Origin of the sequence: Azospirillum brasilense, from assembly GCF_003349955.1 — a bacterium.
Lineage (GTDB): Bacteria > Pseudomonadota > Alphaproteobacteria > Azospirillales > Azospirillaceae > Azospirillum > Azospirillum brasilense_B.
The window spans coordinates 15,082-32,206 of record NZ_QLKQ01000061.1 but is presented as its reverse complement, the minus strand read 5'-3'; the positions used below and the strand labels follow the sequence as shown (position 1 = coordinate 32,206).

At 68.6% G+C, this 17,125-nt stretch carries 17 protein-coding genes and 1 tRNA gene; 10 read left to right on the top strand and 8 right to left on the bottom strand.

The features are described from left to right. Positions 1–81: 81 nt before the first annotated feature. Positions 82–2,103 (bottom strand): PAS domain-containing sensor histidine kinase, encoded by a 2,022-nt coding sequence (locus DXK32_RS33210; RefSeq protein WP_114860662.1) that lies wholly within the window; start codon positions 2,101–2,103, stop codon positions 82–84. A gap of 252 nt (positions 2,104–2,355) precedes the next feature. On the opposite strand from DXK32_RS33210, the gene DXK32_RS23150 reads away from it, so the two are divergent. From DXK32_RS23150 to DXK32_RS23130, 5 genes are all read left to right on the top strand, one after another. Continuing rightward, a complete protein-coding gene (locus tag DXK32_RS23150; protein ID WP_114860661.1) occupies positions 2,356–3,048 on the top strand; it encodes a sulfite oxidase-like oxidoreductase in 693 nt (230 codons plus the stop codon). Positions 3,049–3,274: 226 nt separating this feature from the next. Further along, positions 3,275–4,996, top strand: a complete 1,722-nt coding sequence (locus DXK32_RS23145; RefSeq protein WP_114860660.1) for a 2-oxoacid:acceptor oxidoreductase subunit alpha — start codon at positions 3,275–3,277, stop codon at positions 4,994–4,996. A 20-nt stretch (positions 4,997–5,016) separates the two neighbouring features. Then, on the top strand, positions 5,017–5,859 hold the full coding sequence (locus tag DXK32_RS23140; protein WP_051658017.1) for a 2-oxoacid:ferredoxin oxidoreductase subunit beta: 843 nt from the start codon (positions 5,017–5,019) through the stop codon (positions 5,857–5,859). After that, positions 5,856–6,389: a ferritin-like domain-containing protein gene (locus tag DXK32_RS23135; RefSeq protein ID WP_114860659.1), complete on the top strand. Its 534-nt coding sequence runs from the start codon at positions 5,856–5,858 to the stop codon at positions 6,387–6,389. The genes DXK32_RS23140 and DXK32_RS23135 overlap by 4 nt, the downstream gene beginning before the upstream one ends. Positions 6,390–6,487: 98 nt before the next feature. Next, positions 6,488–6,694 (top strand): DUF1289 domain-containing protein, encoded by a 207-nt coding sequence (locus DXK32_RS23130; RefSeq protein ID WP_114860658.1) that lies wholly within the window; start codon positions 6,488–6,490, stop codon positions 6,692–6,694. Positions 6,695–6,709: 15 nt separating this feature from the next. Here DXK32_RS23130 and DXK32_RS23125 read toward each other — a convergent pair whose 3' ends face one another. After that, on the bottom strand, positions 6,710–7,177 hold the full coding sequence (locus DXK32_RS23125; protein ID WP_114860657.1) for a PA2169 family four-helix-bundle protein: 468 nt from the start codon (positions 7,175–7,177) through the stop codon (positions 6,710–6,712). A gap of 190 nt (positions 7,178–7,367) precedes the next feature. Here DXK32_RS23125 and DXK32_RS23120 point away from each other — a divergent pair, with 190 nt between their 5' ends. Further along, positions 7,368–7,883, top strand: coding sequence for a ferritin-like domain-containing protein (locus DXK32_RS23120; protein WP_114860656.1), 516 nt, complete (start codon positions 7,368–7,370; stop codon positions 7,881–7,883). A 57-nt stretch (positions 7,884–7,940) separates the two neighbouring features. Here the strand turns inward: DXK32_RS23120 and DXK32_RS23115 are convergent, their stop codons facing one another. Then, complete coding sequence (locus DXK32_RS23115) at positions 7,941–8,492, bottom strand: YgjV family protein (RefSeq protein WP_114860655.1); 552 nt, start codon at positions 8,490–8,492, stop codon at positions 7,941–7,943. A gap of 671 nt (positions 8,493–9,163) precedes the next feature. Here DXK32_RS23115 and DXK32_RS32330 point away from each other — a divergent pair. Beyond that, complete coding sequence (locus tag DXK32_RS32330) at positions 9,164–9,343, top strand: hypothetical protein (RefSeq protein WP_162801317.1); 180 nt, start codon at positions 9,164–9,166, stop codon at positions 9,341–9,343. Between the two features lie 77 nt (positions 9,344–9,420). Here DXK32_RS32330 and DXK32_RS23110 read toward each other — a convergent pair. Then, a tRNA-Arg gene (locus DXK32_RS23110) sits at positions 9,421–9,497 on the bottom strand. Positions 9,498–9,667: 170 nt separating this feature from the next. Here DXK32_RS23110 and gpt point away from each other — a divergent pair. Beyond that, complete coding sequence (gpt, locus tag DXK32_RS23105; protein WP_038530002.1) at positions 9,668–10,168, top strand: xanthine phosphoribosyltransferase; 501 nt, start codon at positions 9,668–9,670, stop codon at positions 10,166–10,168. 179 nt (positions 10,169–10,347) lie between these two features. Here gpt and DXK32_RS23100 read toward each other — a convergent pair whose 3' ends face one another. The 4 genes from DXK32_RS23100 to DXK32_RS23085 all read right to left on the bottom strand — a co-directional run bounded on the left by DXK32_RS23100 (position 10,348) and on the right by DXK32_RS23085 (position 14,536). Continuing rightward, positions 10,348–11,181, bottom strand: a complete 834-nt coding sequence (locus tag DXK32_RS23100; protein WP_247877299.1) for an ABC transporter permease — start codon at positions 11,179–11,181, stop codon at positions 10,348–10,350. A gap of 8 nt (positions 11,182–11,189) precedes the next feature. Further along, on the bottom strand, positions 11,190–12,137 hold the full coding sequence (locus DXK32_RS23095) for an ABC transporter permease (protein ID WP_114860653.1): 948 nt from the start codon (positions 12,135–12,137) through the stop codon (positions 11,190–11,192). A 40-nt stretch (positions 12,138–12,177) separates the two neighbouring features. Continuing rightward, positions 12,178–13,689 carry an ABC transporter substrate-binding protein gene (locus DXK32_RS23090; protein ID WP_114860652.1) on the bottom strand — a complete coding sequence of 504 codons (1,512 nt, stop codon included), beginning with the start codon at positions 13,687–13,689 and terminating at the stop codon, positions 12,178–12,180. 100 nt (positions 13,690–13,789) lie between these two features. Beyond that, on the bottom strand, positions 13,790–14,536 hold the full coding sequence (locus tag DXK32_RS23085; RefSeq protein ID WP_114860651.1) for a creatininase family protein: 747 nt from the start codon (positions 14,534–14,536) through the stop codon (positions 13,790–13,792). 214 nt (positions 14,537–14,750) lie between these two features. Between DXK32_RS23085 and DXK32_RS32325 the strand changes: the two genes are divergently transcribed. Beyond that, entirely contained in the window at positions 14,751–15,305 is a 555-nt protein-coding gene (locus tag DXK32_RS32325; RefSeq protein ID WP_162801316.1) for a hypothetical protein, read from the top strand. A gap of 284 nt (positions 15,306–15,589) precedes the next feature. Continuing rightward, positions 15,590–17,122, top strand: coding sequence for a YifB family Mg chelatase-like AAA ATPase (locus DXK32_RS23080; protein ID WP_114860650.1), 1,533 nt, complete (start codon positions 15,590–15,592; stop codon positions 17,120–17,122). Positions 17,123–17,125 lie beyond the last annotated feature (3 nt).

Here is a 17,125-nt window from a genome sequence, read left to right as displayed (position 1 = left end):
GTTCACGGCCGCCGCGCTTCCAGCGTGCGCGGCCGTTGCGCGTTTCGGGGACGCGTTTCCGGTCTTCGAAAACCCCGTTTCTCAGAGACGCTGCAGTCCCCCGCCGACCCGGCAGGGCGGGAAGGTCAGGCGCACCGTCGTCCCTGCCCCGACCCGGCTGTCGATGTGGAAGCTGCCGCCGTGCAGCGCGATCAGCGCACGGGTCAGCGGCAATCCCAGGCCGGAGCCGCGCTCCGCCGCCCGCTCGCGGCCCTGGTTGTTGAGACCCTGGTTGCGGCCGTGCACCTGCCCGAAGGCGTCCAGCGCCACCGGAATTTGTTCGGGGCGCATGCCGATGCCGTTGTCGGCGACGGTCAGCGCGATGCCGCCGTCCTCCGTCAGCTCCGCGCGCACCCGCACGCACCCGTCCTTGGGCGGCGAGAATTTGATGGCGTTGCCGATCAGGTTGGTCAGCATCTGCCGGATCTGCGAGGCGTCGCCGTGCAGGCTGGGCAGATCGTCGGGAATTTCCATGCACAGCGCGACCGCCGCCTCGCACGCCCGCGGCTGCATCATGCCGAAGGTCAGATCGACCAGCAGCGACAGGTTGCAGGCCTCCTCATGCAGGTCCATCCGCCCCGCCTCGATCCGCGCGAGGTCGAGCAGGTTGTTGATGAGGTCCAGCATGTAGACGCCGGCCGCCGCGATCTGCCCGGCATATTCGCGGTAGCGCGGGTTGTTCGGCCCCATCATCTCGTCGTGGATGATCTGGGCGAAACCGAGCACGGCGTTCAGCGGGGTGCGCAGCTCGTGGCTCAGATGGTGGACATAGTCGGACTTGCGCTGGTTGGCCTGCTCGGCCTCGTCGCGGGCGGCGCTCAACTCGGCCTCGCGGGCCTTGAGGTCGGTGATGTCGGCGCGGATGCCGACGGTGCCACCCTCGTGGGTTCGCCACTCCTCGATGCGGATCCAGCGCCCGTTGTGAAGCTCCATTTCCATGGGCGGGCCGGCGCTGCGGTGCTGCTCGAGGCGCCGCTCGACCCAGCCCTCCAGGTCGCCGTCCGGCACCCGATAGACGCCCCGCTCCACCCCGCCGCGCAACACCTCCTCGAAGCTGGCCCCCGGCGTGATGAGGTCGGTGTTGGCGGAGAACAACTCCCGATAGCGCCCGTTGCACAGCACCAGCCGGTCCTGGGCGTCGTACAGCACGAAGCCCTCGGTGATGCATTCGATGGCGTCGGAGAGCAGGTGATGGGCGCGCCGGGCCGCGCTTTCCGCCTCCACCCGCTCCGTGACGTTGCGGATGCTGCACATCACGCGGTCGCTGTCGGGCAGGGCGACCAGCCGCGCCTCGAAGAATTTGGTGCCCCCCGCCGCTCCGGCTCCCGCCTGACCAGCCCCTATCTGACCAGGAGGCGGCGGCAGGGAGAAGTCCAGGCCGATGACCGTCTGGCCCTCGTTCAGCCGGCCGAGCGCCGCGGCCAGCATCCCGGCGGCGGGATCGGGCAGAACCTCCTGGACGCGGTGGGCCAGGAAACGTTCGGCGGGGACGTTCAGGTCGCCGGGGCTGGCGGCGGCGAAGTCGAGGATGGTGCCGTCGCGCCGCAGTTCGAAGCGGATGTCGGGATAGGCGTAGGACAGCGCGATGAGCTGCTCGTTCAGCCGCATCATCTCCTGCCGGGCGCCGCTGTCGGCGGGCGCTTCCGCCAGGACCAGCCCGCCCGGACAAGGCGCCGGAGCCAGCCGGAGATCCACCTCCAGCGGCATGGTCAGGGGGGCGTGGATGACCGCCCGCGCCTCCACCGTCCGCCCCGCGGCGGCCTGCTCCAGCGCCGCGGGGAATCGGCCGGACAGCCCGATCCGGACGGCGGCGGCGGGCGCCTCGCGCTCCAGGCCGATCAACGCGCGGGCGGCGGCGTTCAGCCACAGGGTCAGGCCATCGGGATGGAGCAGCCACAGCGGCGTGGCGAGCGCGTCCAGCCATTTCAATGCCGCTGCCTCTGCCGGGTCCATTACCGTGTCCATTACCGTGCCCATGTCCAGCTCGTCCTTCTCCAGCCGGGGCCGTCCCAGCCCGGAAGGCGCCGCATCGGTGTGCGGGGCGACGGGCAGGGCGGTGGTCATGGGCGGCAACAGGACAGGTAATGCATAGCGGACATGCTACCAGAGCAAGACAGGGCGTGAACAGGGGCAGGGCAACCGTCCGAACCGTCTATTTCCGGCCCAGCGGTGGAAAATGGGAAGGATGGGTGACGGATCCGCCTTTCGCACCGCAGGAAACCGCAGGATCGGCGCTGACACCGGCCCCCATCCATGCATAAATCCGTACCGCTCACCAGAGACATCGCTGCCGATCCACCCCTTCGGAGGACCGCCATGGCCGACGAGAGTTCTCACGATGGCCCGCAGGACGTGCCGCAGGACGGCCGGATCCGCGACAAGCTGATCGCCACCAAGCAGCAATGGGCGCGGGAGGGCCGGGGCCTGACCGGGGAGACCGCCGACCCGGCGCGCGACCGCCTGCCGCCGGGCCAGCGCCTCGTGGAGACCTGGCCGGTGCTCGATCTCGGCATCGTCCCGCGGGTGAGCGAGGCGACCTGGACGCTGGCGGTGGACGGGCTGGTCGACACCCCCATCACCTGGAGCTGGGCGGATTTGCAGGCCCAGCCGCGGGAGCGCGTCGTTTCCGACATTCACTGCGTCACCACATGGTCGCGTTACGACAACCAATGGGAGGGGGTGTCCACGCGGCACCTGCTGTCGGTCGTGCAGCCACGGCCGGAGGCGCGCTTCGTCCTCTGCCATTCCTCCGACGGCTACACCACCAACCTGCCGCTGGAGGCCTTCGCGGCGGAGGACGCGCTGCTCGCCACCGGCTGGGAGGGCCAGCCGATCAGTCGCGACCATGGCGGCCCCGTCCGAGTCGTCGTGCCGAAGCTCTATTTCTGGAAAAGCGCCAAGTGGGTGAAGCGAATCGAGTTCCTGGCGGAGGACCGCCGCGGCTATTGGGAGGTCCGCGGCTATCACAATGACGCCGACCCCTGGCGGGAAGAACGCTACAGCGAGTAACCAGCGCAGAGGCTCGCCATTCCGGTCCGGCAACAATCCCGGAAACAATCGGCGCCAAGGGATGGCCGGCCGCCAAGAAAGGTTTGGTCGGGCCATTCCATGACGTGACTTCGCAAAATCGTGGCGTCTTTCGTCCGATTTGCGCCAGATCATTCCCCTGTTCCGCAATGCTGACGTAGCCGTACGGGCGTCGGGCGACTCACATTCGGACGCAAGGGATTAACCAATGACAGTGGACTCGGTCACGATTGCCCTGGTGGGCAGCGGTGGCGCCGGCGCGATGACCGCCGGACAGATGCTGCTGGATGCCGCCGCCAACGTGGGATGGTACGGATTGATGTCGCGGACCACCGGTCCGCAGATCCGTGGCGGTGAAGCCGCCGCCCTCGTTCGCCTGTCGCCGACACCCGTTCACGGTCCGGGGGACCGTTTCGACATCATCATCGCCTTCGATTGGCAGAATGTGGAGCGCTTCGCGGCCGAGCTTCCCCTGTCCGAGAAGAGCGTCATCATCACCGACCCCAGCCAGGGCGAGGTGCCCGCGGTCCTGGCCGCCAGCGGCGCCAAACAGGTCGAGCTGCCGATCAAGGAGCTGGCCGGGCGCATCCCCGGCGGGCGCGTCAACATGGTGGGGCTGGGTGCCGTCGCGGCGATCGTCGGCCTGCCGCGCGCCGGCATCGACGCGGTGATCCAGAAGGCGCTGGGCAAGAAGGGCGACGCCGCCATCCAGGCGTCCAACGCCGGCATCGACGCCGGGTCCAGGGAGGCCGCCGGCTGGAACCTCGGGCTGGAGCTCGCCGCCCCCAACAAGGAGGGCGCCACCCGCTGGAACATCTCCGGCAACGAGGCCGCCGGGCTGGGTGCCTTGAAGGGCGGGGTGAAGTTCTGCGCCGCCTACCCGATCACGCCGGCGACCGAGATCCTGGAATGGCTGGCCCCCAACCTCGCTAAGACCGGCGGCAAGCTGGTCCAGGCGGAGGATGAGCTGGCCTCCATCGCCATGTGCCTGGGCGCCTCCTTCAGCGGCGTGCCGTCGATCACCGCGACCGCCGGTCCCGGCCTGTCGCTGATGACCGAATGCATCGGCCTGGGAGTCGCCTCCGAGACCCCGGTGGTGATCGTCGACGTGCAGCGCGGCGGCCCGTCCACCGGCATCCCGACCAAGTCCGAACAGTCCGACCTGAACATCGCCGTCTATGGCCTGCACGGCGACGCGCCGCATCTGGTGGTCGGCCCGACCTCCATCGCCGACTGCCTGTTCACCACCCAGTGGGCGGTGCATCTGGCCGAGGCGCTGCAGACCCCGGCCATCGTGCTGTCCGATCAGGCGATGGGCCAGTCCCGCGCCATCGTCGACAAGCCGGCCGACGCCCCCCACAAGGCCAACCGCCTGCTGGCGACCGACCTTGGCGGCGAGGGCAAGTACAAGCGCTACGCCGACACCGAATCGGGCGTCTCCCCCGCCGCCATCCCCGGCATGCCGGGCGGCGAGCACACCGCCGACGGTCTGGAGCATGCCGAGAACGCCCTGCCCTCCTCGCAGGCGTCCGATCACCAGAAGCAGCTCGACAAGCGCCTGCGCAAGCTGACGTCCCACGACTATGGCGACGCCTGGGCCGACGTCGAGGGCGAGGGCGAGATCGCCGTCGTCACCTGGGGCTCCGCCACCGGCCCGTCGCGCGAGGCGGTGCGCCGGCTGGAGGCCGCCGGCACCAAGGCCCGGCTGGTCGCCATCCGCCTGATCTCCCCGGTCCAGCCGGCCAGGCTGGCCGCGGCGCTGGACGGCGTCTCCAAGGTCCTGGTCGTCGAGCAGACGCACGGCGCCCAGTTCCACAAGTTCCTGCGTGGGCATTACGACCTGCCGGGTGCTGTGTCGGTGTTCAGCCGCCCCGGCCCGCTGCCGATCCGCGCCCGCGAGGTGCACGAGACGCTTGTTTCCCTGATCTGACCGGCCGGAGCACGAAATCCATGGATACCCATCTGACCGACGATGTCGTGGGCCCGCTGCCCGGCGACTACAAGTCCGACGTGAAGCCCATCTGGTGCCCCGGCTGCGGCGACTATTCCGTGCTGGCCGGCATCACCCGCGCCATGGCGACCATGGGGCTGGAGCGCAAGGACACCGTCGTGGTGTCGGGCATCGGCTGCTCGTCGCGCATCCCCGCCTACACCAGCGTCTACGGCTACCACACGGTGCATGGCCGCTCGCTGGCCGTGGCGTCCGGCGTGAAGCTGGCCCGGCCCGAGCTGAACGTGCTGATCTTCGGCGGCGACGGCGACGGCTTCTCGATCGGCGGCAACCACTTCCTGCACGCCTGCCGCCGCAACGTCGACATGACCTACATCGTCATGGACAACCAGGTCTACGGCATGACCAAGGGTCAGGCCTCGCCGACCACCGAGGCCGACTGGTGCGAGTCGAAGCTGACCCCGGAAGGCCCGGGCGTCAATCCGATCCAGCCGGTCGCCCTGGCGCTGGCCTGCGGCGCCAACTTCGTCGCCCGCGGCTTCTCCAACAACCCGAACGAGGTCGCGCGCCTGATCGTGGAGGGCGTGCGTCACCCCGGCTTCTCGGTCATCCACATCCTGTCCCCCTGCGTCACCTTCCGCCCCGAGCAGCGCAACTGGAAGAGCACGGTCCACCCCTACGGACGCGAGCCGACGGACGACCCGAACGAGGCGATGCGCGCCGTCCTCGAGGACGACGGGTTCGGCCTCGGCATCTTCCTCGCCGGCAACCGCCGTCCGTTCCAGCCGGAATCGGCGGCCACCCGCAGCATCGCCCAGATCGAAGAGGGGTTCGCGGTATGAAGACGAAAGTGCTGAACGGGGCCGCCAACGTCGGCCTGTTCCTCGCCCACGCGCTGGCCCTGGAGATCGAGGCGGCGGAGCGCTACACCGAGCTGGCCGACAGCATGGAGGCCCACAACAATGTGGAAGTCGCCAAGCTGTTCCGCGATCTGTCCACCTATTCGGCCAAGCACGTCGAGGAGGTGAAGCAGATCGCCCGGGAATTCGGCGCGCTGCCCAAGGTCGCCCCCTGGGAGTTCCAGTGGGACGCCACCGCCGAGTCGCCGGAGTCCGCGGCCTTCGAGAACGCCCATTACCTGATGAAGCCGCACCACGCGCTGAAGATGGCGCTGCTGAGCGAGCATCAGGGCAACAACTACTACGCCTCGGTCGCCGCCGAGACCAAGGACCCGGAGGTCGCCCGCCTCGCCCGCGAGTTCGCGGAGGAGGAGGCCGGCCACGTCGCCCTGGTCCGCAAGTGGCTGGAGCGCTACCCGGCCCCGAAGGACGACTGGTCGGACGATCCCGACCCGCCCAACATCTCCGACTGAAACGCTTGGGCAAAAGGCCTTAAAGATTGAGGCGGGGCACCGCCGGATGGTAAGGACGGGACGGCCCAGCGCCGTCCCGTTTCCTTTTGGCCTTTGGTATGACCGACGGACTTCCGCAAACCGACCCCGCCGCCATCGTCCCATCCCCTTGCATCAGCGTCTGCAAGCTGACCGCCGACCGCGCCTATTGCATCGGCTGCCTGCGCACGCTGGAGGAGATCCGCGGCTGGAAGCACATGGACGCCGACCAGAAGCGCGCCCTGCTGGCCGATCTGGAGAACCGGCAGGCCGCCGCCGCGGAGTAGCGATCCCTCGCCACGTCAGGCCGGGGCGCCGCGCAGCAGGGTCATGCGGTCGCGGTCGGCGCGGATGCGGTCGAGATGCTGGACCGCCACCGCGGTGATCGGCAAGGGAAGCTCCTTGGCCAGAGCCTCTTCGTAGGCGCGGACGCACTCGCCCTCGCCGCGCTGCACCTCGGCGAGGATCGCCTCACGATCCTGACCCAGAACGTTGGTCTTCAGTTCCAGGAAGAAGCGGTGCGCGCCGCCCATCACGGTGCCGCCCATGTCCGGCGCCCCGCCCTGCTCGGCGACGAGGCGCTGCACCTCGCGCACGATGGCGCCACGCTGGGCGGCCAGATCGTTGAACAGGGCCTTCAGATCCTCGTCCTCCAAGGCTTCCGCGGCCTGACGATAGGCTTCATGGCTGTCCTCGACGATGCGGATCAAATCGTTGAGGGTATCGACGATCTGGTCTTTTCCCATCACGGCCGGTTCATTTGCCGACATGGCCGGTTCCTCCCCTGGCAGGCTGCCCAACCACTTGAAAACCTGCCGCCCCGGTGAAGGTTCCTCGATGCATCCGAAGGGTGCTCCGCTTGGGTTGGTCCGCATCGTCCGATGGTGACGAACCGCTGCTCCGCCTGTTGTCCGTCCATCCCCAATGGACTGTCCGATAACGCAACGAGGGAGAGGACCTGTGGCCAACACCACCAAGGAGACCCTGATCGACTGGCTCCGCGACGCCCACGCCATGGAGAGCCAAGCGGTCGAGATGCTGGAGCGGCAGGCGGAGCGCATCAAGAACTACCCGGACGTCCTCGCCAAGGTGCAGGAGCACATCGAGGTGTCGAACCGGCAGGCCGACCGGCTGAAGCAGTGCCTGCAGCGTCTGGGCACCGACACCTCGGCCATCAAGACCGGCGTCGCCATGCTGATCGGCAACGCCCAGTCGCTGTCCGGTGTGGTGGCGTCCGACGAGATCGTGAAGGCGTCGATCTTCGACTATTCCTTCGAGCATTTCGAAATCGCCAACTACCGCGCCCTCATCGCCGCCGCGGAGCAGGCCGGGGAGCCGGAGATCGCCCGCATGCTCCAACCGAGCCTGGACGAGGAGCTGGAAATGGCCGCGTGGCTGGAACAGCGCCTGCCGCAGCTCACCAAGACCTATCTGGAGCGCCGGGAAACCGCCGGCACCGCCGAAGCGAAGCGCTGATCGGAACGCAGCGCCAAGGCCGCGCCGGGGCACCGTTCCCGGCGCGGTTTCCGCTCGTCAGTGAAAAGCCAGCATCGCCCGGCGGCGAACCGGCGGGCGGGCGCGCCACAGGGCGAGCAGATGGCCGGACAGAGTCATCGCGTCCGACGCCAGCCCGAAGGCCGAACCAGCCAGCGCGTTGTGGCCGGCCCCGACCACCGTCGAGGACAGGAAGAACAGCCGCATCCGCCCGACGCGGCTCTGCCAGCGCCCGATGGTGCCCAGGATGAAGCCTGCCGCCGACAGGGCGGACATCGGCCCCTGCCACGTCGCCGCCGCGACGGCCAACGCCGCCGGGACGGTCAGGACGAACAGCGCGCGCAGCCAGAGCGGCCGCCGGTCCGGATAAGCGGCGGCCATCTGCACGAGGCCGAGCGCGCACATCAGCATGCCCGTATGGGCACCCAGGGCGAAGAAGTGGAGGACGAACAGCGCCCCGGCCCCGGCCTGCGCGGTCAGGATCGCCCGCCGGTCCTGAAGCAGCGTGGACAGGACGCCCAACGCCAGACCGGCAAGCCCGCTCACCGCGACCAGCGACAGGGACGGCAGGTGGTGCAACAGGAAAACCATGGATAACGCCTTCACCCTTCGGAAAATGCTGCGCCGCAGCAAAAAGCCGCGGCGAAGGGGGCGGACGCTAGGCGCGGATGGTTAACCGGCTGTGAATCGGGGTGTGATCAAGAGTGGGCGCGCCGCCCCGCAGGAGCGATTCGCGATAAGGGCAAAAAGCGTTTAATGCCAACGATCTCGCGACCTGTGGCCTGACCATGGGCATACCCCTGTGGTCGGGGGCACCCCATGGGCATTTCACCTTTGCGACGTTTCCCCGGGACGGCCGGGCGGTCATTCTTCGCACCGCAAGATGACACGCCCAAGAAAACACACGCTCTCACACGCTCTCGATGCCGTGCCTTCCCGAAACGCCGTGCCTGAGACGCCTCCTGGAATAAGACGCTCTGGATGAGATGCCCTATGACCCAGCTGACGAAACGGGACGCCGCACGCCGTCCCGCGCCACCCACCTGTTGCCATTGCGGGAAACCTTTGCGGGCCGGGGAACCGCATTGGGCCGGCGATAGCGAGAACCGCCCCTGGCACTATGGCTGCGCCGAGCGGGTCGGCCTGACCATGTCCTGGACGCGGGTCCGCCATCGCCGCGCGATCGTCGCGGGAGTTTGACCGCCTCGCGCTGTTGTCTCCCTGGCCGAGCTTCATCGGCAGGGCTTTCAAAAGGGGGAAGCATGAAGGGGACACCACAAAGCCTCTGGCTGTCCATGGCCAACCGGACGGCCAGCCAGGCCATCGGTTTCTGGAGCGGCGTGTTCGGCGCCGCCGCCCGGCGCAACCAGACCGCCCTGTTCAACGCCATGACCAAACCGCCCAAGCCGAAGCGCACGGCACGGAAAAAGAAAAGCGGCTGAGGGAAACCTTTGTCAGGCAAAGGCCAGAAAGCAGAAAAGCCGCCCAAGGGCGGCTTTCTTGTGCAGACTGGAAGGAATGGCGCGCCCGAAGAGATTCGAACTCCTGACCCCCAGATTCGTAGTCTGGTGCTCTATCCAGCTGAGCTACGGGCGCATTCCTGTTTGTCTTCCCGGCGGCGGCGGTAACCGTCCGTCGTCGAGGCGCGCAACTTACTCAAAAGGATTCCGGGCTGCAAGACCTTTTTTCGCCTTTTCACGCGGTCGATTGCCCGGCGGTGGGGCTTGCGGTATAAGCGGCGCACGTTTCTTTCGGAGTCCATAGCCGTGCCAGAAGCCGTTCCGTTCAACAAGCACTTCCCGGTGTCGTGGGAGGAGCTTCACCGCAACGCCAAGGCGTTGGCTTGGCGCCTGATCGACAAGGGTCCGTGGAAGGGCATCATCGCCATCACCCGCGGCGGTCTCGTCCCGGCGGCGATCATCGCGCGCGAGCTTGAGCTGCGCATGATCGACACCGTCTGCGTCTCCAGCTACGACCACCAGAACCAGCGCGAGGCGACGGTGCTGAAGGGCGTGGAGGGCGCCAACGCCGGGGACGGCGAAGGCTGGCTGATCATCGACGATCTGGTCGACACCGGGAAGACCGCGGTGATCGTGCGCAAGATGCTGCCCAAGGCGCATTTCGCCACCGTCTACGCCAAGCCGCTGGGCCGTCCGCTGGTCGACACCTTCATCACCGAAGTGAGCCAGGACACCTGGATCCACTTCCCGTGGGACATCGAGCTGCAATTCTCCCAACCGATCGCCAAGCAGCACCGCGGCGCGTGAAAATTGCCCTCTCCCCTCTGGGGAGAGGGTGGCCCGGAGGGCCGGGTGAGGGGGTTGCGCTTGTGCCGAACGTACCGCCACGCACATCCCCCTCACCCTAACCCTCTCCCCGGAGGGGAGAGGGGACAACTCCCAACCGCTTGACACTTGACACAAGCCTCCACCGTCTTGTGTCAACTCTACAGCAGCCCCGCCGAGCGGTGGCGCGGGTCGAGGGCATCGCGCAGACCGTCGCCCAACAGGTTCAGCCCCAGCACCGTCACCGCGATGGCCGCCCCCGGAAAGATCGCCTGGAGGGGGGCGGTGAACAGGAAGGTCTGCGCGTCGCCCAGCATCTTGCCCCAGGACGGGGAAGGCGGCTGGATGCCCAGGCCGAGATAGCTCAGCGCCGCCTCGTTCAACACCGCCACGGCGAACAGCACCGTCCCCTGGACGATCACCACCCCGGCGATGTTGGGCAGCACATGCACCAGCGTCACCGACAGGGGTCCCCGCCCCAGCGCCAGCGCCGCCCGCACGAAGTCCCGCCGCCAGACGGCCAGCGCCGCTCCGCGCGCCACCCGCGCGAAGACCGCGGCGTTGAACAGGCCGAGCGCCAAAACGACGTTCACCGCCCCCGCCCCCAGCGCCGCCGTCAGCAGGATCGCCGTCAGCACCGCGGGAAAGGCGAACAGCAGGTCGCCCAGCCGGGCCACCGCCTCGTCCCCCCAGCGCCCCCAGGCGGAGGCAGCCAGCCCCAGCGGCACGCCTAGCATAGCGCCCAGCGCCACCGCCGCCGCCCCGACGGCCAGCGAGTTGCGGGCACCGACCAGGATCATCGACAGCACGTCGCGCCCGAAATGGTCGGTGCCCAGCCAATGGACCGGCCCCGGCGGGCGCAGCCGGGCGACCACCCGCACCTGCTCCGCCGGGAAGGGCGTCCAGACCAACGACAGCAGCGCCGCCCCGACCACCAGCGCGGTGAGCAGCCCGCCCAGCAGCAGGCTGACCGGCAGCCGGCGCACCCGTCGCACGAATCCCCTCATACCGTCACCCGCGGGCGCGGATCGATGGCGGCGCAAGCGATGTCGACCAGCGCGTTGACCGCCACCACCGTCACCGCCAGCAGCACGACGACGCCCTGCACCACGATCAGGTCGTGCTGGCCGATGGCCTGATGGAGCAGCCGGCCCAACCCCGGCAGGGTGAAGACGTTCTCCACCACCACCGCCCCGGCGACGAGGAAGGAGAATTGCAGGCCGAGGATGGTCGCCACCGGGATCAGCGCGTTGGGCAGCACATGGCGCCGCAGCACCACGCGGCGCGGCAGGCCCTTGGCGACCGCCGTGCGCACATACTCCTCGCGCAGCGTGTCGAGCGCCGCGGTGCGGGTGATGCGCGCCAGGATCGCCGCCTCCGGCAGGGCCAGAGCCACGGCGGGCAGCAGCAGCGCCTTCAGCGCCAGCCCCGCCCCGGCCTCCCATCCCGGAAAGCCGCCGGCGGAGAACCAGCCCAGCCGAACGGAGAACAGCAGGATCAACAGGATGGCGAACCAGAAGCCGGGCACCGCGATGCCCATCTGCCCGAAGGCCATGACCGCCCAGTCCCCGGCCCGCCCCTGCCGCCCGGCGGCGAACAGGCCGAGCGGGATGGCGATTCCCGCCGAGAGGACCAGCGCCAGCCCGGCCAGCGGCAGGGTGATGGCCAGCCGGTCGGCGACCAGCCCGGCGACCGGGCGCGCGTAGGTCAGGCTGGTCCCGAATTCCCCGTGCAGCATCCCGCCGACCCAGCCGGCGTAACGGACGGGCCAGGGCCGGTCGAGCCCCATCTGGGCGCGCAGGGCGGCCACCGCCTCCGGCTGGGCGCTGGTGCCCAGCATCACCAGGGCGGGGTCGCCGGGGATCGCCTCCAGCACGGCGAAGACCACCAGCGTGGCCAGCCACGCCGTCAGCGCCAGGGTCAGCAGACGGCGCACCAGGAAGGCGAGCACGCGGGTCAGCCCCCGCCGTGTCCGGTCCGGCCGCGCCGGATCACTTCCACCGGACGCCCGTCACGTCGTTGGCCTGGATCGGGCGGTTGACCCACATGCCCTGCACCGCCGACTTCTGCACGGTGGCCGAGGGAAGCATGAAGAGGAAGCCGTTCACCGCGTCCTCGGCCAGGATGCGCTGCTGCTCGCCGTAGAGGGCGTTGCGCTTGGCGGTGTCCTGGGTGCGGTCCAGTTCCGCCCCCACGGCGTTGAACCGCTCGCTTTGGTAGTTGAAGTAGTAGTCGGGCCGCCCGTAGATGTCGATGTCCAGCGGTTCGGTGTGGGCGATCAGGGTCAGGTCGTAATCCTTGCCCTTGAACACCTTCTCCAGCCAGGGCGCCCACTCCATCGGCTCGACCGTCACGCGGATGCCGACCTCGGCCAGCATGGCGGCGATCAGCTCGCCGGAGCGGCGGGCGTAGATCGGCGGCGGCAGACGCAGCGTCGTCGCGAACCCGTCCGGCAGGCCGGCCTCGGCGAGCAGCGCCTTGGCCTTGTCCGGATCGTAGGGGTAGAGGGCGGTCAGGTCCACATAGCCCGCGCGGTGCGGCGGGAAGTGGCTGCCGATGGCCGCCCCGTTGCCGAACAGCACGCCGTCGATCAGCGTCTTGCGGTCGATGGCGTGGGCCATGGCCCGGCGCACCCGCAGGTCGTCGAAGGGCTTGCGGGCGTTGTTGGTGCCGAGGATCGTCTCTCCCTCCGTCGTGCCGACCATGACGGTGAAGGCCCCGTCGTCGCGGAACTGGGGCAGCGCCTCGTAGGTGTCGAACTGCGGGAAGCTGTCGATGTCGCCGGCCTTCAGCGCGGCGACCTGCGCCGCCGGGTCGCTGATGAAGCGGAAGGTCACGCGCTCCAGCGCCGGCTTCGGCCCGTCATAGTCGGGGTTGCGCACCAGAACCACCCGGTCGCCGGCCACCCAGCGCTCGAACTTGAAGGGGCCGGTGCCGACCGGGGTCTGCTTGTTGGCGCCCGCCGACTCCGGCGCGACGATGGCGGCGTCGCCCGACGCCATGTGGAAGAGGAACAGTCCGTCCGGCCGCGACAGCGTGACGACCACGGTCCGCGCGTCGGGCGCCTCGACCCCGGCGATGGCGGCGAAATAGCCCTTCTGCGCGTTGACCGACTCGGCCCCCCGCGCGCGGTCGAGCGAGAACTTCACGTCCGCCGAATCGGCGTCGCTGCCGTCGTGGAACTTCGCCCCCTTGCGCAGGTGGAAGGTGTAGGTCAGCCCGTCCGCCGACACCTGCCACTTCTCGGCGAGGCCCGGCACCACCTTGCCTTCGGCGTCGATGCGGGTCAGCGGCTCGTACAGGTTGGCGTAGGTCACCTCGTCGATGGCCGCGGCCGCGCCGGCCGTGGGGTCGAGGTGCGGCGGCTCCAGCCGCATCCCGACCACCAGATCCGTGCGGGGGGCCGCTTGAGCGAAGACCGGACCGGCGGCCAGCGCGCCGGCCAGCCCGAGGACCGCTCCCATGGTGATGGCGAGCGCGGTGCGCCTCTGGCGGTTCGGCATGACGGCTGTTTCCCCCAATCGTTGTCTCGGCGCGGGATGATGCGGTGAAGCCCCGCCCGAGTTCAAGACCGCAGGATGGCTTTTCCGCGGGCTTTTCCGCTCAGGCCTCCGCCAGGAAGGCGCCGTATTGGCGGGAAATCGCCTCCACCGCCGTGTCGAACAGCCGCTTGCCGTGCTCCGGCGAGGCGAGGCCGGGGGCGGAGCCGATGCGCCCGTCCGGGTGGCGCCGCCGGAAGTCGCGGGCGTCGTAGAAGCCGCCGGGCGACGCGGTCTCCGGGTCCATCGCCGCCGTCTTGATCGACTCGGGATAGGCGTACTGGGTCAGCGACACCTCGCTGGGCGTGGCGTGGGAGCCCTCCTTGCCGCCGAACAGCCCCCGCGACAGCCGCCCGATCTCCTGGTTCTCCCACCAGTTGACCAGGGTGCAGCGCAGCTCCGGCGCCTGCCGGCCGCGCAGGGCGCGGTTCTCCGCGTAAATCTCGTAGAAGGCGGCGCGGACCGACGCGACGTTGCCGCCATGGCCGTTGATGAAGAAGAAGCGCTCGAACCCATGCTCGGCCAGCGACATCACATAGTCGCGCAGCAGGGCGATCAGGGTGGAGGGCTTCAGCGTCATGGAGCCGGCGAAGTCCATGTGATGCACGGCCATGCCGACCGGGATGGTCGGCCCGACCATCGCCCCGGTGGCGTCGCCGACGCCGCGGGCCACCACCTCGGCGCAGATGGCGTCGGTGCCGATCAGGCCGTTCGGCCCATGCTGCTCGGTGGAGCCGATGGGCAGGATGATGCCCTTGGAGGTCTTCAGATAGGTCTCGGCCTCGGCCCAGGTGCTGAGAAGAAGCTGCACGGTCCCGGTCCCTCGTTCGGTGTGTCGTCTGCCAAAGATAGGGCGGATCGCCCGGCTTCCCAAAAGTCCGTTGCCGGCTCCCTCACCGACGAGGGGCTGGGTCGAGTGGAAATTCTTCCGGCACGATGCGCATTTGAGAATTTCTGATCATCCATATACAATTTTATGGCGTTTTTCACTCCATCCGGCCCAACCGGAACCCAAGGTCAACGACATGCATGCCGAGCCAGACGCCGCTGAAAGCAAGGATGATGTGTTTGTCGCCTACGCCTCGCGGCCACGGCAGCTTCTCATTTTATCGGTGCAGACCTTTTCAGCCGCTTGGGGATTTTATCTGTTCAAGATTTCCGAGATGTCGGCGCTCGGTGCGTGGCTGGGCATTGCCACAATCGTTGTTTCCGTCATGGCATCAGCAGAAACCATATCCCTTTTGATCTGGAAGGGTCCGATGATCAAAGCAGACGCAAACGGATTGTTCATTCATGGACAGACCATACAGCCGGTGCCATGGGAGAACATTGCGGCGGCCGATCATGGGATGGTGCTGAACACGCCTGGTGTTCCAACCACATACATATTGAAGGTCGCGGAAGCTGGCAGGCATCGTCTTCGGCCAAGTTATGCCAGCGCCTATACAAGGCGTCGACTGCGGCTCAGCAGTTTTGGCTCCACCGCATCGGGAAATGACGTCCGACGCCTTCTGAAAATCCATGTTCCGCATTTGCTCTGGCACATCGCAGCGGACAAGGCGGACAGGAGAGTTGTATAAAATCCACACAAATCCATGTCACGGGTTTTCCGGAAATCGGAACGTGGAGGTGGCGATTGCCGGTCTGGTTTGATCTGGCTGGTTGCCTTTCATCTTCTCCCGTCCGAGGCGGAAAGGCTTCATAAACGTGCGTCAATCAACGGAGCGGTTGACGCAACCCAGTTGACGGCGGCCGGAAGGGACCGGGTGTACGTGCGGCAACACCATGAATGCACCCGTTGCGCTGGCATGTTTCCGGAAGCTTTCATACACTCGCGTGCATTTCCAAAAGCATGGCGTCTGGCATGGTTGCGCGGATCAACACGGTTGCGTTTCAGGGCATCGAGGTTCTGGACATCGACGTTCAGGTTCAGATGTCCGGCGGCATCGTCGCCTTCACCGTGGTCGGCCTGCCCGACAAGGCGGTCGGCGAAAGCCGGGAGCGGGTGCGGGCGGCGTTGCACGCGCTCGGCCTCGCCCTGCCGGCCAAGCGGATCACCGTCAACCTCGCCCCGGCGGACGTGCTGAAGGAGGGCAGCCATTTCGACCTGCCCATCGCGCTCGCCCTGCTGACCGTCATGGGCGTTCTGCCCGATCTGGAGATGAGCCGTTACTGCGCGCTGGGCGAACTGGCGCTGGATGGGGCGCTGACCCCGGTGGCCGGGGTGCTGCCGGCGGCGATCAACGCGCTGGCCCACGACCGCGGGCTGATCTGCCCGGAGGCCTGCGGCGGCGAGGCCGCCTGGGCGGGCGAGGGTCTGGACGTGCTGGCGCCCGCCACGCTGCTCGCCCTCATCAACCATTTCCGCGGCCAGCAGGTGCTGACCCGCCCCCGGCCGCGCATTCAGGAGAGCGCCGAGGCGCCGCTCGACCTGCGCGACGTCAAGGGCAACGAGACGGCCAAGCGCGCGCTGGAGGTCGCCGCCGCCGGATCGCACAATTTGTTGATGATCGGACCGCCCGGCTCCGGCAAGTCGATGCTGGCCGCAAGGCTGCCGGGCCTGCTGCCGCCGCTCGACCCGGCGGAGGCGCTGGAGGTGTCGATGATCCACAGCGTCGCCGGGTTGCTGGAGGGCGGCAAACTGCTGCGCCAGCGCCCCTACCGCTCGCCGCACCAGTCGGCCAGCCTGCCCGCCCTGGTCGGCGGCGGGTCGCGCGCCAAGCCGGGCGAGATTTCGCTCGCCCACAAGGGCGTGCTGTTCCTCGACGAATTGCCCGAATTCCCGCGCGGCACGCTGGAGGCGCTGCGCCAGCCGCTGGAGACCGGCAAGGCGGTGGTCAGCCGGGTGAACCACCATGTGACCTACCCGGCGCGGGTGCAGTTGATCGCGGCGATGAATCCCTGCCGCTGCGGCCATCTCGACGACGCGTCGCTGGCCTGCGCCCGCGCGCCGAAATGCGCCGCCGACTATCAGTCCAAAATAAGCGGGCCGCTGTTCGACCGCATCGACCTGCACATCGACGTGCCCGCCGTCAGCCCCGCCGATCTCAGCCTGCCGCCGCCCGCCGAGGGCAGCGCCGAGGTGGCCGCCCGCGTGGCGCTGGCCCGCGCCATCCAGGCGGAGCGCTACGCCGGCTTCGGCCCCTTTCCCGAGGGCCGGGCGGTGCGCACCAACGCCGAGGCGGATGGCGAGCTGCTGGAAAAGGCCGCCGCCCCCGACCAGCCGGGCCGCGCCCTGCTGACCGACGCGGCGGAGCGGCTGAAGCTGTCCGCCCGCGGCTACCACCGCGTCATGCGCGTCGCCCGCACGTTGGCCGATCTGGACGGCGGGGGCGGCGTGCGCCGCCCGCACATCGCGGAGGCGCTCGGCTACCGCCGCATCGCCCCCGGTCGATGATGC